The 15530-nt window shown below is 52.0% G+C and carries 11 protein-coding genes and 1 tRNA gene; 9 read left to right on the top strand and 3 right to left on the bottom strand.

From position 1 onward, the window contains the following. Positions 1-12 precede the first annotated feature (12 nt). The 6 genes from GJJ30_RS04340 to GJJ30_RS04315 all read left to right on the top strand — a co-directional run bounded on the left by GJJ30_RS04340 (position 13) and on the right by GJJ30_RS04315 (position 8001). Positions 13-4827, top strand: a complete 4815-nt coding sequence (locus GJJ30_RS04340) for an Ig-like domain-containing protein (RefSeq protein WP_154173560.1) — start codon at positions 13-15, stop codon at positions 4825-4827. 57 nt (positions 4828-4884) lie between these two features. After that, the gene (locus tag GJJ30_RS04335) at positions 4885-5322 is read left to right on the top strand and encodes a nucleoside deaminase (protein ID WP_154174428.1); all 438 of its coding nucleotides are present in this window, start codon (positions 4885-4887) and stop codon (positions 5320-5322) included. Between the two features lie 66 nt (positions 5323-5388). Next, a complete protein-coding gene (locus GJJ30_RS04330) occupies positions 5389-5997 on the top strand; it encodes a superoxide dismutase (protein WP_154173558.1) in 609 nt (202 codons plus the stop codon). A 107-nt stretch (positions 5998-6104) separates the two neighbouring features. Next, positions 6105-6180, top strand: a tRNA-His gene (locus GJJ30_RS04325). Positions 6181-6261: 81 nt separating this feature from the next. Then, positions 6262-6909 (top strand): carotenoid biosynthesis protein, encoded by a 648-nt coding sequence (locus GJJ30_RS04320; RefSeq protein ID WP_154173556.1) that lies wholly within the window; start codon positions 6262-6264, stop codon positions 6907-6909. A gap of 213 nt (positions 6910-7122) precedes the next feature. After that, on the top strand, positions 7123-8001 hold the full coding sequence (locus GJJ30_RS04315) for a MerR family transcriptional regulator (protein ID WP_154173554.1): 879 nt from the start codon (positions 7123-7125) through the stop codon (positions 7999-8001). A 54-nt stretch (positions 8002-8055) separates the two neighbouring features. Here GJJ30_RS04315 and GJJ30_RS04310 read toward each other — a convergent pair whose 3' ends face one another. Continuing rightward, the gene (locus tag GJJ30_RS04310) at positions 8056-11076 is read right to left on the bottom strand and encodes a TonB-dependent receptor (RefSeq protein ID WP_154173552.1); all 3021 of its coding nucleotides are present in this window, start codon (positions 11074-11076) and stop codon (positions 8056-8058) included. Positions 11077-11475: 399 nt separating this feature from the next. Here GJJ30_RS04310 and GJJ30_RS04305 point away from each other — a divergent pair, with 399 nt between their 5' ends. After that, on the top strand, positions 11476-12549 hold the full coding sequence (locus tag GJJ30_RS04305) for a mannose-1-phosphate guanylyltransferase (RefSeq protein ID WP_154173550.1): 1074 nt from the start codon (positions 11476-11478) through the stop codon (positions 12547-12549). 111 nt (positions 12550-12660) lie between these two features. Here the strand turns inward: GJJ30_RS04305 and thiL are convergent, their stop codons facing one another. Both thiL and GJJ30_RS04295 read right to left on the bottom strand, forming a co-directional pair. Continuing rightward, entirely contained in the window at positions 12661-13695 is a 1035-nt protein-coding gene (gene thiL, locus GJJ30_RS04300; protein ID WP_154173548.1) for a thiamine-phosphate kinase, read from the bottom strand. 77 nt (positions 13696-13772) lie between these two features. Next, positions 13773-14219: a hypothetical protein gene (locus GJJ30_RS04295; RefSeq protein WP_154173546.1), complete on the bottom strand. Its 447-nt coding sequence runs from the start codon at positions 14217-14219 to the stop codon at positions 13773-13775. A gap of 123 nt (positions 14220-14342) precedes the next feature. Here GJJ30_RS04295 and GJJ30_RS04290 point away from each other — a divergent pair, with 123 nt between their 5' ends. Continuing rightward, on the top strand, positions 14343-14603 hold the full coding sequence (locus tag GJJ30_RS04290; protein WP_229312959.1) for a cytochrome b5 domain-containing protein: 261 nt from the start codon (positions 14343-14345) through the stop codon (positions 14601-14603). A gap of 21 nt (positions 14604-14624) precedes the next feature. After that, positions 14625-15491 (top strand): N-acetylglucosamine kinase, encoded by an 867-nt coding sequence (locus GJJ30_RS04285; RefSeq protein ID WP_154173544.1) that lies wholly within the window; start codon positions 14625-14627, stop codon positions 15489-15491. Positions 15492-15530: the final 39 nt, after the last annotated feature.

Genomic DNA, 15530 nt, shown 5'->3' with positions numbered 1-15530 from the left:
ATTTGATTCCGTATGAATAAATCTATACGTCTGTATTGGCTTTTGCTGATTGTGTTTATTGCAAGTGGCAGCGTGGCATCAGCCCAGACGATTACAACGGGCGCATTGCCGGTTTCGTCGATCTGCGCTGGCGGTACCATTTCAGTGCCTTTCACTACCTCGGGTACCTTTGTAACCGGCAACCAGTTTAAAGTACAACTCGCCACAACCTCCGGAACTTTTGCCGACATCGGAAGTGGCGCCACCAGTCCAATTACCGGCACCATACCGGGCGGGGCCAACGGCACCGGTTACCGGGTGCGCGTAGTCTCGACCAATCCGGCCGTAAATGGCAGCAACAGCTCAACCGCACTAACCATTAACGCCATCCCCGGTGCCCCGGGAACGGCAGACGTAACGTATTGCCAGGGGGCAACCCCAGCTCAGCTAACCGCGACGGCCAGTTCAGGTGCCACCCTTAAATGGTGGGGAACAAGTCAATCTGGTGGTAGTTCTTCTCCAACCGCTCCCACGCCTTCCGCTGCGGCTGCGGGTGTAACCAGCTATTACGTCAGTCAGGCCATTGGAACCTGCGAAGGCCCCAGAGCCGAGATTAAGGTTACGGTTAGTGCCGTTCCGGGGGCTCCAACACCGGGGGCAGCGCCGACTTATTGCCAGAACGCACCAGCCGCTCCTCTTACAGCCACGGCGTCCGGTGGCGCCAGCCTGAAGTGGTGGGGAACCAGTGCAACCGGCGGAAGCGCTTCCGGCACGGCACCAACCCCCGCGACCGATGCCGTCGGTACTTTTACGTACTATGTCAGTCAGGCCATCGGCGACTGCGAGGGACCGCGCGTCGGTATTACCGTTACGATTAATGCCAAACCGGGGCCACCCACGGTGACAACCCCCATTGCAGTTTGTTTAGGAACTCCGGTACCAGCCTTATCGGCAACTGCGGGCGGGGGTAATACACTGGTTTGGTACGGAACCAGCCAAACGGGCGGAACCGGTTCATCCACTGCCCCAACGCCAGCAACCGCGACGGCCGGAACGACCAGTTATTACGTCAGCCAGAAAAATGCCGGTGGCTGTGAAAGTGATCGGGCTGCTATTACGGTTACCATCAAAGCCACCCCAGCCGCTCCCGGCACGAGTCCGGTTAGTTTATGCCAGAACGCCCCGACCGCGGCCCTGACAGCCTCACCTTCGGGGGGCGGAAGCCTGAACTGGTACGGAACCAATCAAACGGGCGGAACACCTTCGGGAACGGCCCCATCTCCACCCACGGGAACAGCGGGCAGTACGACGTACTACGTTAGCCAGACGATCGATGGATGCGAAGGCCCCAGAGCGTCGCTGGTTGTAACGGTCAAAGCAAAACCGGCGGCCCCCACGCCCGGTGCCAATGCAAGTTACTGCCAAAACCAAACCGCCGTTGCCTTAACGGCAACCGGACAGAACTTAAAATGGTATAATGCCGCAACGGGTGGAGATATCGTTTCCAATGTCCCTAATACCGGCACCGCAGGCACCTTCAAATTCTACGTCAGCCAGACGGTCAATGACTGTGAAAGTGACCGGGCCGAAATTTCCGTTGAAGTTAAACCAACTGCCCCTGTTCCGACTGTTTCGCCCGTTGCCTACTGCGCCGGAGGCCCCTCTTCCCCGCTTTCGGCCATTGCGGCCAGTGGCGGAACTCTCAAATGGTATGCGCCGGATGGAACGGCCTTAGCTGGCCCGCCAACCCCGCCAACGAGTGCGATCGGAGTAACAAGCTATTCGGTCAGTCAGGTGGTGGGAACGAGTTGTGAAAGCCCGAAAGCGGTTATTCAGGTAACGATCAACGCCGTTCCGTCGGCACCAACGGCGACCAGCGCTGTGGCATACTGTCAGAATGCTCCCTCAGCCGCCTTGGCCGCAACGGGCCAAAATTTAAAATGGTATGATGTCGCTACGGGTGGGAATGGCGAGGCTTCCATCACACCGGACACGAAAACAGTTGGTTCAAAAACCTACTACGTCAGTCAAACCGTCACGGGTTGCGAAGGCCCCCGCACAGGCGTTGTGGTTACGGTGAAAGCCTTACCGGCCGCCCCGACCGTTGCCCAAACCGCCTTATCGTATTGCAAAGGGGACGTTGTTCCCGACCTGGCCGCTACGGCTGCCGCTGGCGCAACGCTGGTCTGGAACGGCCCGGGTGTTTCCAATTCCCCGACGGCGCCCAAACCCAGTTCTGCAAGCCCGGGAACGTTTGAATACAACGTTAGCCAACGGGTAGACGGTTGTGAAAGTGTCTCCGTAAAGATTACGGTTACGATCAAAGATAAGCCCGCTGCACCGGGTACCAAAACCGTCCTGGCCTGTATCGGAACGGCGGTTGCAAGTCTGGATCAGAGCGTTACTAAAGCCGGTAACGGTACCCTGAAATGGTATTCAGCCCAAACGGGCGGCACCGGTTCGGCAACCGTACCGACTCCGCCGGTCAGTGCCACCGGAACCAGTTCGTATTTTGTTTCGCAAACCGTTGACGGCTGCGAAAGCGACCGGTCTCAACTCGATGTTACGATCAATCCGTTACCAGCGAAACCGGTCATTACGCCGGTTGCTCCGATTTGCCAGGGCGGAAACTCCGTAGAATTAGCGGCTACCGGTACCTCAATTAAATGGTACGACGACAAGGGAGCGGTTATTCCAACGCCTACGCCATCAACTGCGGCAGCGGGCTCTTTTGTTTACTCGGCCACCCAGACCGTAGTCGGTTGTGAAGGTCCGAAAGAAAACATTACGGTCGTTATTAAACGGAAACCGGGTAAACCCACAGTAGCCAATCCAGCGCTGGAATTTTGCCAGAATACAACGGCTCCAATATTGACCGCAACTCAGGAGTCTGGTGCCACGCTGAACTGGTTCAATGCCAGCGGAGCTCCGTCAGCGACGGTTCCGGTTATTCCGAATGCCGACGCCAGAAGCTATACCTATGCAGTTACTCAGACGCTGGATGGTTGCGTAAGTGACCAGACGACCATTTCGGTCATTGTCAACCCAACGCCAAAAGCCCCTGCGGTAACGATCGACCGGCCAGTCGTCTGCCAGAAAGAAGCTGCTGTTCCATTAAAAGCGGATGGTGAAGGGCTCAAGTGGTACGATGTTGAAACGGGCGGTACGGCTTTACCCGCCAACCCGGTTCAGGCAACCGATAAAGACGGCACCTTTGTTTATTACGTCAGCCAAACGCTGAAAGCCTGCGAAGGGCCGCGAACGAAAACCTCGATCCGGGTAAAACCGCTGCCGGGTGCTCCTACCATTGCCAGTAAAGAGGTTTGTCAGGATGCACCAACCGAAACCTTGCAGGCCGTCGGGCAAAATATCAAATGGTTCGATAACGGTGATCAGATACTCGGGGGCGCACCAACGCCCGCTACGGTTGTCGATCAGACCATTACGTATACCTATAAAACCACCCAAACCGTCGATGGCTGCGAAAGTGACAAATTGACGATTACGTATAAAGTCAATGTTACACCCAAACCCACCGTTGTAACCCCGGTTATTTACTGCCAGAATGCAACGGCCAAACCGCTGGAAGCAACCGGACAGAATCTGAAATGGATCGACCCGTACGGCCGCGAATCGTCGGCAACGCCAACGCCACCGACAACCAATATTTCAACCAAACCGGAAGGTGATTCGTATTTTGTTACCCAGAAAGCCAGCAATGGTTGCGAAAGCCGTAAATCCGAAATCAAACTGATCGTCAACGCGCCACCGACGGCTAAAATTGAAGGAACCGCTACCGTAAATCTGGGAAAAACCGTTCCGGTTACCATTTCGTTTACCAGCATACCTCCATTTAGTTACACGCTGTCGGACGGAACCAGCGGCACTTCGGCCACGAATCAGAAGGAGATTAATCTTTTACCGACCAAGAAAACAACGATTTACACCGTTACCAACATCACCAATTCCTGCGGTAACGGCACCCCTGTCGGAACGTTTACGGTTAACGCGGTTATCCCAACCGTTACCACTAATGCTTTATCAGTAACAACGATTTGCGTCGGTACCCAAATCCAGGTTCCCTTCACGGCCGCCGGAGAGTTTACACAGGGCAACACCTTCCGGGTCGAAATGGCGCCCGTTGCGGATACGGCGTTTGTCAATAAAACCGAAATCATGGCTGGTGCCACGCAGAGCCCGATTACGGCCCCGCTGCCGCTGACGTTAACCCAGGGACTTTACCGGGTGCGGGTGACGGCGACCAATCCACAGGTGCCGGTGCCGGGTAGCAGCAGCCCGACGATTCTCAATGTCCGCGCGCTGCCAACCGTCACACTCACGGGAACGAAGGATATTTACGACAACGAAAGTGCACCGCTCTCTTTTGCATTGACGGGCGACGCTCCCTGGACGTTTGAATATTCGGACAGCTTAAAAACGACCAAAGTAACGACCAGCGCCAATCCGCATGTGATTACGGTAACCCCAATCAAATCCACGACTTACAAGGTCAATACGGTTTCAAACACCTGCGGAGTCGGAACGGCCACGGGAACGGCCATTGTTCGGGTGCTGCCCGTACTTGGTCTGGAACCCGATCCGCTCATCACCGCCGTGAAGGTTTTCCCGGTTCCGACCCAGAACATCCTGACGATTGACATCGATTTGCCGTTGCAGAAAGATCCGGCAATACTTCAGTTGACCGACCAGAGCGGCCGGATTTCGAAACAACTGACGACGCGCCAGCGGCAAACCAAGCTGGATTTGAGTCAGCAGGCGGCCGGTTATTATTTCCTGCAAATCCAGATTGGCGACCGGACGACGGTTCGGAAAATCATGAAACAGTAATTTTTGGTACGACAACTCCACGAACCGGTTTTGTCGTACCAAAACCCCATCCGCCGAATGTTCGATGACGATTACTTCATGGGAATGGCGCTTGACCAGGCCAGGAACGCTTTTGACGAAGGCGAAATTCCGGTTGGCGCGGTTGTCGTCTGCCGAAACCGCATCATTGCCAAAGGCTATAACCAGACGGAGCGGCTGACCGACGTGACTGCCCACGCCGAACTGCTGGCGGTGACGGCTGCGGCCCAATTCCTGGGCTCCAAATACCTGACCGACTGCACCTTGTACGTCACGCTGGAACCCTGCGTGATGTGTGCCGGAGCCTTGTTCTGGGCGCAGATCGGGCACATCGTTATCGGCGCGCCCGATCCGAAAAGGGGTTTTTCATCTGTAAAACCGTCTATTCTTCACCCCAAAACGCGCCTGACAACAGGCGTTTTAGCCGACGAAAGTCTGCATTTACTGAGTATTTTTTTTCGGAGCTTACGAACATAAATTAAAAAGTCGCTGTTATCGCGTTTGACAACTTAAACGTATGTCTAACTTTAACAGATCCATAATATGGCTTTTGAATTAGCTCCCCTGCCTTATCCGAGCAATGCGCTGGAACCCCACATCGATCAGCAGACGATGGAAATTCACCACGACAAGCACCATGCTGCCTACGTGACCAACCTCAACAACGCGGTGAAAGGCACCGATTTGGAAGGTAAATCGATCGAAGAATTAGTGGCTGATATCAGCAAATATCCGGTGGCAGTTCGGAATAATGGCGGAGGCCATTGGAATCATACCTTTTTCTGGGGCATCCTGTCGCCCAACGGCGGTGGTGAGCCAACCGGTAAACTGGCGGAAGCCATCAATCAGAAATTTGGTTCATTCGCGACTTTTAAAGAAGAATTTGCCAAAGCTGCCACAACCCGTTTCGGTTCCGGCTGGGCCTGGCTGGTCGTAAGTTCGGATGGTCAACTCGCCATCACTTCAACTCCCAACCAGGATAATCCATTGATGGACATCGCCGAAGTGAAGGGTACACCGATCCTCGGGCTGGACGTTTGGGAACATGCTTATTACCTTAAGTACCAGAACAAACGCCCGGATTACATCGCAGCCTGGTGGAATCTGGTAGATTGGGCCGGAGCCGATAGCCGGTATTCTCAGGCGGTTTAAAAACAATAAATGAACAATGAATAATGACCAATGAATATTCTGACGTAAAAAATCAGATTCATTGTTCATTATTCATTGTTCATTTCTTATCTTTGCAGTCCATATACGGAGGATGTAGCTCAGTTGGTTAGAGCGCCAGATTGTGGTTCTGGAGGTCGCGGGTTCGAGACCCGTCTTTCTCCCTCCCAACGGCCCTGTTTTTTGACAGGGCCTTTTTTACGTCTTTACTGTACGCATTTCAGCTTTTTCACCTGGCTTTTCGTCATGCCCGATCGATTTTACCGCCCCGTGCTGACGATTCTGATTCTGGCCTACATCGCCGGAGTTATTGGCTTGCAGCTACCGTCGTTAGCTCCGCTCTTCCGGAGCCTGGTGCCGTACAACCTGTTGGGTTCCCTTTTGCTGCTGCTGCTGTTTCATCCCGACTGGAAACCGTCCTTTCTGTTTTACAGTATCCTGGCCGTCGTGCTCGGTTTCCTGATTGAAGTACTGGGTGTTCACACCGGTTTTGTGTTCGGCAACTATGCCTACGGCGAAACGCTGGGGTGGAAACTCTGGGATGTTCCGGTTGTTATCGGCTGCAACTGGCTGATGCTAACGTATTGCTGCGGTGTCATTTTCGATACCTTCCGGGTACCGGTTTATTTAAAAACGATACTGGCCGCGTCGCTGATGGTGATGCTGGACTTACTGATCGAACCGGCCGCCATCCGGCTGGATTTCTGGAGCTGGTTCGGAGCGCCGGTCCCGATCCGGAATTACCTGGGCTGGTGGATTGTCTCGCTGGTTCTGCTGGCGATCTGGTACGGTTTGCCGTTTCGTAAGCAAAACCGCCTGGCCAAACCGTTATTTATTCTCCAGTTTTTATTTTTTCTCCTGACCAATTTGATAATTTTCCTGGTGCAGCGATAACAATTTAAACGAAATATAGTTATAAGCGGCTAAAACCCGTCCTTTTGGTAGTCGAATCAGTACAATTCTAAATTAGGCATGGGTGCAATCTTAATTACTGATCTTTAGGTATCTTGTACCTCAGTTTGATCGATCTTGGGTATATAAAACGTTTGCCGGTAGTCTGTTTTTTAGTACGCGGGGCTTGGGATAACTATCACTTATACAATTCCCATGAGTAACTATTCAATCAAAGACCTTGAGCAACTTTCAGGAATTAAAGCCCACACGCTTCGGATCTGGGAACAGCGCTATAACATTATCTCGCCCAAACGAACCGACACCAATATCCGAACGTATGATGATGTTGATCTGAAACTGGTGCTCAATATTTCCCTGCTGAAAGATCACGGCTTCAAAATTTCCGAGATTTCTAAAATGTCAACGGGCGAAATGGCGCATGAAGTGATCACCATTTCCGACCGCAAACTGAATTATCCCGATCAGATTCACGCCCTGACCATTTCGATGATCGATCTGGACGAAGAGCGCTTTGAAAAAATCATTAACACCAATATCCTCCAGTTTGGCTTTGAAAACACGATGATTTACATCATCTATCCTTTTCTCAGCCGGATCGGTACACTTTGGGTAACGGGCTCCATCGGCCCGGCGCAGGAACATTTTATGTCGAATCTGATTCGTCAGAAAATCATTGTCGCCATCGATGGCCAAATGAACAAACAACGTCCAACGGGAAAAAAATACCTGCTGTTTCTACCGGAAGGCGAGTTGCATGAAATTGGTTTACTGTTCGCCAACTACGTCATTCGGGCGCGGCAAAACAAGGTTATTTACCTGGGACAGAGCCTGCCAATGAGTGAACTGGAATTTGTTTATGACCTACACAAACCGGATTATCTTTTTGCCGTCATCACCTCGTCGCCGAGTAATCACGAAGTGCAGCTTTATGTGGATCGGTTAGCCAGCCGTTTTCCGGAAGCCCAACTGCTGTTCACGGGCTATCAGGTCGTCGGGCAAGACATCCGAACTCCCGACAATGCCGTGATTATCAACAGTGTCCTGGACCTGATCCGGATTGCAGACAGCTAAAAAGCTCACAACTTTGTGTCGTGTGGCTCATATAGGCGGTTTTTCAAAAACCGCCTAGCGATTCATCAATTCATCGAACGTCAGCGAGACGTAGTACATCCCTCCCACACTCGGATTGCCCCAGGCCTGGGTATACAATTTACCCAGCACATTTGTACCGCCCACTTTCAGAACGGATTTAATGCCTGGAATGCGTTTGCTCACCTGCGCATCGAGCGAGCCAAACGCCGGTATTCTGGTTTGCTGGCGCAGGGTCGCTTCCGTGTTTGCAAAACTCGACTCCCACAGAAAACCATCCTGATGCCGGAAAAGTATATTGAAGCCAAAACCGCTGTTGCGAATATTCCGGTTGCCAAACGACAGGTTGTAGCGGTATTTGGGCGTATTGAAGAACGTAACAAAACCGCTTGGCAACGAGCCACTGTTGGCCAGGTCGTTGAATGACACGTTGCCGCCAATTGTAAAATGACCCGGTAGCAGGTAATCGGCACTCACGGCCCAGCCGTGGTTTTTGACCTGAACGGGCGCATTGACGTAAAAGCTGTAGATCGTCCGGGTCGTTCCGCTGAGGAGCTGTTGCAACGACACCGGATTCGCAACTGTGGCGGGTTGAGCCCCCTGAACAACCACCTCGGCTCCTTCAAAATTCAGAAACCGGTTGTAGTAATAATAGGCATCGATAAACAACTTGTTTGAGATAAGTCCCTTGTAACCAATTTCGTATGTCTCCACCCGCTCCGGACTCCATTCTTTGGGCTGGTATTGCTGCAGCGATTGGGCCGCCACCGGCAAAGCCGCACCACCCTGTAAAGCCGCGCCAAAAGCCCGTACCGATTCCAGCGTATAAACCGGATTGAACGCAAAGTTGTATCGCTGCCGGAATTCCGGCAAACCCCCAATCAAATGCGCAGTAGGCGTATTCAGGTCAATGTATTGCGCCTGCGTGGTCGGAATCCGGAAACCGCGCTGAAACGACGCCCGGAAATTGTGAACCTTCGCCAAGGTCAAAACCGCCGACAAACGCGGGCTGAACTGCGCTTTGAAGTTCATGTTTTTATCGTACCGAACCGAACCGGTCAGCTTCAGAACGTCGGCGACTGTTTTTGATGCCTGGGCGTATCCACCGTATTCATTGATTTTGTATTCCTTATTCGTTTCATCCAGCGCAAAAATGGTTCCTCCAGAATTTAGGGCGTATTGCCGGTAATTTCCGCCCACGAGCAGCTCAACGGTTTTCGGATCGATCAGCTTGCTGAAATTGTACATAAACTCGCCGTGGTAGAGATTCGTTTTGTCCAGAAATTTGGCACCCAGATTCGGCAGTGTTCCAGGCAATGGGCGGCCGGAAACCGTAGCCATCGCTTGTTCAAACTGCGGGGTTCCCGGCAAAAACCGCCCCTGATCGGCAGTTGTACGGGCCGCAGTATGTAAGGAGCCGGATACGGCATTGACGGCATTGAGCGCCGTTTGGTAGGCAGTTGCCGGATTCGTTGCCAGCGCCTGCTGCAGGGCCGTGCTGAACGTTTGCAAAGCACCCCCGGCGTACGTAAAAGCGTATTGCGGAAACCACGAACCCACCAGATTGTTCGCATCCAGACTCGGTTTCCAGGCTTCGTTGATACCCTGCCCTAAAAGGCCGATGGCAAACGAATCGCCGGAACGTTCCTGGGTAGTGTAGGCTCTTACAAAAAAGTTGGACCCGCGCAGTTCGGCTTTGTACTGGCCAATGCTGAAGCCCTTGATGTAGTACCGGTCCTGACCCGTGTACCCCGTCGTTCCCGTTCCCCAGTTGGCCTGCAGAATAGCCTCCAGGTTGTCGTTGATGCGGTAATGCAATGCACCGTTCAGTTTCAGGCTACTGACCTTGTAATTAACCAGTTGGTTTTCCGTATAACCCGTCCGGGAAACCGTTGCGTTGGGTAACAAAACATCGTTGATGATCTGGGTAGCCGGAATTTTTGTCGCTGCCGAAAGCTGATTGACGCCCCCAATGATCCGGGCCAGATCCGGCGAAATCAGGGCGATCTGAGCCGGAGGCAGCGGCAGAAGCTGCGCTACCGTACTTTGAAACGCATTCAGATTGGCGCTGGCGTCGCCATAAACGTTGAGTCCGTCGTAACCCGGGTTATTCTGGCGGTTGCCGGTTCCGAGCGTAAAACCATTGGCAAAGCTCTGATCGCGGGTGTCGGTCGCCTGCCAGTCGTCAGCGCTGATGTAAGATGCACTGACCTTGAAAGCCAGCCGGTTACCGAACGCTTTGGCGTAGCGGATGCCCGCGTCGTAGAACGGCGTCGTGGCCGTACTCCGGTTGCTGGCCGACATGATACCGGTTTTGGCGTAAGCACTCAGCCCCTGGTACTGAAACGGATTCTTGCTCGTCATCAGCAGCAATCCGTTGATCGCATTCGGACCGTATAAAGCCGAAGCAGCACCCGGCAGTAATTCAACACTTTCGACGTCTAGTTCTGAAATACCGGCAATGTTACCCACCGAAAAGTTAAGCCCCGGCGCCTGATTGTCCATCCCGTCAATCAACTGCACCACCCGCGTATTGCCGTTGGCACTGAAACCGCGCACGTTCACCGACCGAAACATCAGACTCTGGGTGCTCATATCAACGCCTTTCAGGTTAAGCAGGGCGTCGTAAAAAGTAGCGGCTGGCGACGACTGGATGGCTCGTGTGTCCATTTTTTCGACCGAAACCGGTGATTTCATCACGCTTTCTTCCACGCGCGATGCCGAGACCACCACTTCCTGCCCCAGCATGACCTGTTCCGCCAGCTCAATGGCCAGGGCCGACTGGCTTTGGACCGCGATTTCCCGGGTTTGAAAACCGACCGACGAAACCACCAGCGTCAGCGGAACGGGCGTGGCGGTCGTTAAGGCAAAATCGCCTTTGGTATCGGTAATTGTTCCGGCAACGGTGCCTTTCACCGTGACACTAACTCCAACCAGGGGCTTTTTAGTACCACTTTCGGTGATGTTACCGCTAATTTTTGTTTGTGCAAAACATTCTAATGTCACCAAAAGAAACAATATAACAGAACCAATAATCTGCGTATATAGCTTATTCATAATTGAGGAGAGTTAACGGTCAACCAGAGGCTTATTTTTTATGGGAAAATACAATACTTACTAAAAATAAACATACTTTATCCGTTAAATCGACAAACTATTTTTCAACTGCTTGCCTGTCAATGTATTGGAATGTCGAAAAATTCGGGATTGTACAAAAGGGTACAATAATCAGACCGGTAATTGATGGAGGCAAATTTACCTTCCAGAAAACAATAATTTAACAAAACCGTGACCTTTTGTGCCGCCGGGTACCGTCCTGAATTAGTAACTTTGGTAGATAAACTGTCAGGAATCCATTTTACAAGCCGGTGTTAACTAACTTTTTGGTGCTTTCCTTGTAGTTTAGAATCCCCTTCCTCAATTTAGAGGGTTAATCCTCTAGTAGAAACCAGGTGTATGGATCATACTTATGTAGTTATCATGGCGGGTGGAGTTGGAACCCGCTTCTGGCCGTTTAGTCGAACCAACAATCCCAAGCAATTTCACGATGTTCTCGGAACCGGGAAATCGCTGCTGCAACAAACGGCCGATCGTTTCGACGGTATTTGCCCCAAAGAGCATATCTATATCGTAACCAGTTCGGAATATCAGGCGCTGGTCAAAGAACAATTGCCTTATCTCAGCGACGATCAGATTTTGTGCGAACCCGTTCGCCGGAATACCGCTCCCTGCATTGCGTACGCAGCCTATAAAATTGCCCAGCAGGACCCGGAAGCCAACATCGTGGTTGCTCCGGCCGATCACATTATTCTGAAAGAAGAAGAATTCCGGGATACCATCCGCACGGCTCTGGCCGCGACAGCCCAGCAGGATATTCTGGTTACGCTGGGTATTCAGCCCAGCCGCCCGGATACCGGTTACGGCTATATCCAGTATATTCAGGATGGAAACGGAGACGTCATCAAAAAAGTAAAAACGTTTACCGAAAAACCGCATCTGGAACTGGCCATGCAGTTTCTGGAAAGTGGTGAATTTGTCTGGAATGCCGGGATTTTCGTCTGGAATGTCCAGGCTATCCGGAAGGCGTTTGAAACCTATATGCCCGAAACGGCGGAAATCTTTGCCGAGGGTAACGAATGGTATTACACCGAAAAAGAACACGCGTTTATCGGGAAAGCCTATTCGCTCTGCAAAAATATCTCCATCGACAACGGGGTGATGGAAAAAGCCCAGAACGTGTACGTCGTGCTGAGCGACTTCGGCTGGTCGGATCTGGGAACGTGGAAATCGTTGTATGAAGTGTCCGAAAAAGACCAGAACGAAAACGTCACGGACGGGACGCACATTCTTTACAACACGAACAATAGCATCATCAAAACCCCCAAAGGCAAGCTGGTCGTTATCAGCGGATTAGAAGGATTTATCGTTGCCGAATTCGACGGTGTGCTGATGATCTGCCCCAAGGATGAAGAACAAAAAGTAAAAGAGTTCGTCGCCGATGCCAAGCATCACGGAACGCACTTTGTTTAGAGCGATAAATATCGAATACTGAATATTGAATAACGAATATCGAAAATAGTGAACGTTAACTTCGATATTCGTTCTTCAATATTCAGTATTCGATATTACCTCTTTTTCCTTTCAAAAGTGTTTCCACCCCTGCGCTTTGATATCGGTATATTGCCCGGCTTTGGTGGCCAGCAGAATGGATTCCGGTTTGTCGGTGAGGTAGCCGATGGGCGTAATGCGGGCGTGGTTTTTTAGTTTTTCAAACTCCTGCGGGCGAACGGTAAACAACAGTTCGTAATCTTCCCCGCCGTTCAGAGCCGCCGTTATGGGGCTGATATTCAATTCCGTGGCCGCCAGGTACGTGACGTCGTCGATCGGGAGGTTTTCGTCGAAAATAACTGCCCCGGTTTTGGACTGTTTACAGATGTGAAGCAGTTCCGACGCCAGTCCGTCGGAAACATCGATCATGGCTGTTGGCACAATACCAAGATCCTGAAGTTCATAAACAATGTCGGTGCGGGCGGAAGGCCGAAGCTGGCGTTCCAGCACATACGCTTTGTCTTCACTGATTTCCGGCTGCATCGTCGGATCGGCCAGGAAAACCTGTTTTTCGCGTTCAAGCAACTGCAATCCGCAGAAAGCCGCGCCTAAATCGCCCGTTACACAGACGACATCGTTGGGCTGGGCAGTATTCCGGTACGTTATTTTATCTTTCGCTACCCGTCCCGTCACCGTCACTGAAATAACCAGACCCGAGCGCGACGAAGTGGTATCGCCCCCAATCAAATCGATCTGGTAGGCTTCACAGGCGGCTTTAATGCCATCGTACAGTTCTTCTACGGCTTCAACCGAAAACCGGTTGCTGAGCGCGACGCTGACCGTAATCTGCAGGGGTTTTCCGTTCATGGCCGCAATATCCGAGACATTGACCGCAACGGCCTTAAAACCAAGGTGTTTCAGGGGCGCATACGCCAGATCGAAATGAACCCCTTCCAGTAGCATATCGGTCGAAATGAGCCAGTAATCGGGGCCGCCGGTGTCGACAACGGCGGCATCGTCGCCAATGCCGCGTACGGTTTCGGGCAATGTGGGTTCGCCAATAGCGCGGTTGATGCGATCGATCAGGGCAATTTCACCCAACGAATCCAGTTCAGTACGTGTATTCATAGAGATATAAAAGCAAAAAAGCCGCTTTCGGTTCGAAAACGGCGAAATTTATCTGGCAAAAGGCGTTCGGCGGCCCCTTACGGATTGCTCAACGTATATTTGTTGCTCGTGCCACCGGTTTTCCGGTCGGTCGTAGTCCGGGTGATTTCCAGGGAAGTATCCGTGACGGTACCGATCGTGAATTCAATCGTTGGGCCATCGGTCGGCACCGGACTCAGGTTTTTCAGAATGAGTTTCGTATCGCCCTGTAATTCATACTGCCCGGTCGAGGTAAAACCGTCGACCTGCTTGATGGTCACGCTGGGCGGGTTGCTCAAATCCAGCGTATACTGCGAATAGCCGGGTTTAACATTACCGGTTCCTCCTTTTGTGTAAACAACAACGTTATTTTCCTCCACTTTTTGCGCCGTCCAGTTTTTCTTGATCCGATCCGAGAGCGGGGTTGTCTTGCTTTTACTGCAACCGACTAAAACCGTAAACATTGCCAACACGGCAACGAAGGCGATCATGGTAGTTCTTTTCATAAAAAAATAAAATTTTATAGACCCAATCGTGTTCATTAGTAAGCGGATAAAGTTAAGCGTTTTTACGAAAACCGTATCTAAACTTATCCGTAAAGTTGCATTTTTGCTGACTGAACTGTTTAAATGTCCATGTATATTGGTAAAAACGATACCCTAAAAGAATACACCCGTTCGCAACTGGCGCTTCGCAACGGTTCCGACCGCGACGAAATCTGGTGTGCCTATCAGGGTATTATCTACGATGTTTCGCCGAGCCGACTCTGGCGCAACGGCAAACATTATGAACACTGGGCCGGTCAGGACCTGACCGACGAGCTGCCCGATGCGCCCCACGGTGAATGGGTCTTTGAACGCTTCAAACCCGTCGGAAAACTAATCAATTAACCAGCAAATTACCATCCGAAAATGATACTGATTGCAGACAGCGGTTCCACCAAAACCGATTGGCGAACCATCGATAGCCGGGGGCAGGTCGACCAGGCCCGAACCATCGGTTTTAACCCGTATTACCAGGATAGTGCCGCCATTGCTGCCGAGTTACAGACCGCGTTGCTACCAACCGTTAAAGAAACGGTCACCGACGTTTTTTATTACGGCACCGGTTGCAATAGTACGGAATCGTGCGGAGTGGTTGAGACGGCCATTCGGGCGGTTTTTCCGGATGCGCAAAAGGTGCAGGTCAACAGCGATCTGCTGGGCGCGGCCCGCGCTTTGTGCCACCACGAGGCCGGTATTGCCTGCATTCTGGGCACCGGTTCCAACGCCTGTCTGTACGATGGCCGCGAGATTGCGCAACTGAGCGGCTCGCTGGGTTTCTGGCTGGGCGACGAAGGCAGTGGCGGGTATCTGGGCAAGACGCTGGTGGTGCGGTTTCTGCACGGTCAGTTACCCGTTGAACTGGCGGAAAAATTCCGGAAGCGGTATCCCAAAGTTGACCGGATAACGGTCATGGAGCAGGCGTATAAACAGCCCTTCCCAAACCGGTATTTTGCTTCGTTTTCCAAATTTCTGTTCGATAACCGCAGCCACCCCGTCGCCTATCAGATTGTTCACGACGCCTTCAGCCTGTTTTTCGATACTTACATCCGCAAATTTTCGGATGCGGCCCAGCTCCCGATTCACTTTGTGGGATCGGTGGCGTTTTATTACAGCGATATTTTGCGCCAGATTGCAAACGACAAAGGCTTGACGGTCCGCCGGATTCTGGAAACACCCATCGCCGGATTAACGCTCTACCACCAGGACGCCGAATCGCTGCTGTTCGGGAAATAAAGTCCTGAAACCGTGGTATCATTCCATAGAAAAAAGACG

Origin of the sequence: Larkinella terrae (genome assembly GCF_009668025.1) — a bacterium.
GTDB classification, from domain to species: domain Bacteria; phylum Bacteroidota; class Bacteroidia; order Cytophagales; family Spirosomataceae; genus Larkinella; species Larkinella terrae.
Note: the sequence above shows the minus strand (reverse complement) of the source record. Positions and strands in the feature narration are given on the sequence as shown.

Coding starts and splice junctions, on each gene's coding strand:
- thiL (WP_154173548.1), bottom strand. CDS start 13,695: ATGAATACACGTACTGAACTGGATTCGTTGGGTGAAATTGCCCTGATC.
- GJJ30_RS04340 (WP_154173560.1), top strand. CDS start 13: ATGAATAAATCTATACGTCTGTATTGGCTTTTGCTGATTGTGTTTATT.
- GJJ30_RS04315 (WP_154173554.1), top strand. CDS start 7,123: ATGAGTAACTATTCAATCAAAGACCTTGAGCAACTTTCAGGAATTAAA.
- GJJ30_RS04295 (WP_154173546.1), bottom strand. CDS start 14,219: ATGAAAAGAACTACCATGATCGCCTTCGTTGCCGTGTTGGCAATGTTT.
- GJJ30_RS04335 (WP_154174428.1), top strand. CDS start 4,885: ATGTTCGATGACGATTACTTCATGGGAATGGCGCTTGACCAGGCCAGG.
- GJJ30_RS04330 (WP_154173558.1), top strand. CDS start 5,389: ATGGCTTTTGAATTAGCTCCCCTGCCTTATCCGAGCAATGCGCTGGAA.
- GJJ30_RS04310 (WP_154173552.1), bottom strand. CDS start 11,076: ATGAATAAGCTATATACGCAGATTATTGGTTCTGTTATATTGTTTCTT.
- GJJ30_RS04285 (WP_154173544.1), top strand. CDS start 14,625: ATGATACTGATTGCAGACAGCGGTTCCACCAAAACCGATTGGCGAACC.
- GJJ30_RS04290 (WP_229312959.1), top strand. CDS start 14,343: ATGTCCATGTATATTGGTAAAAACGATACCCTAAAAGAATACACCCGT.
- GJJ30_RS04320 (WP_154173556.1), top strand. CDS start 6,262: ATGCCCGATCGATTTTACCGCCCCGTGCTGACGATTCTGATTCTGGCC.
- GJJ30_RS04305 (WP_154173550.1), top strand. CDS start 11,476: ATGGATCATACTTATGTAGTTATCATGGCGGGTGGAGTTGGAACCCGC.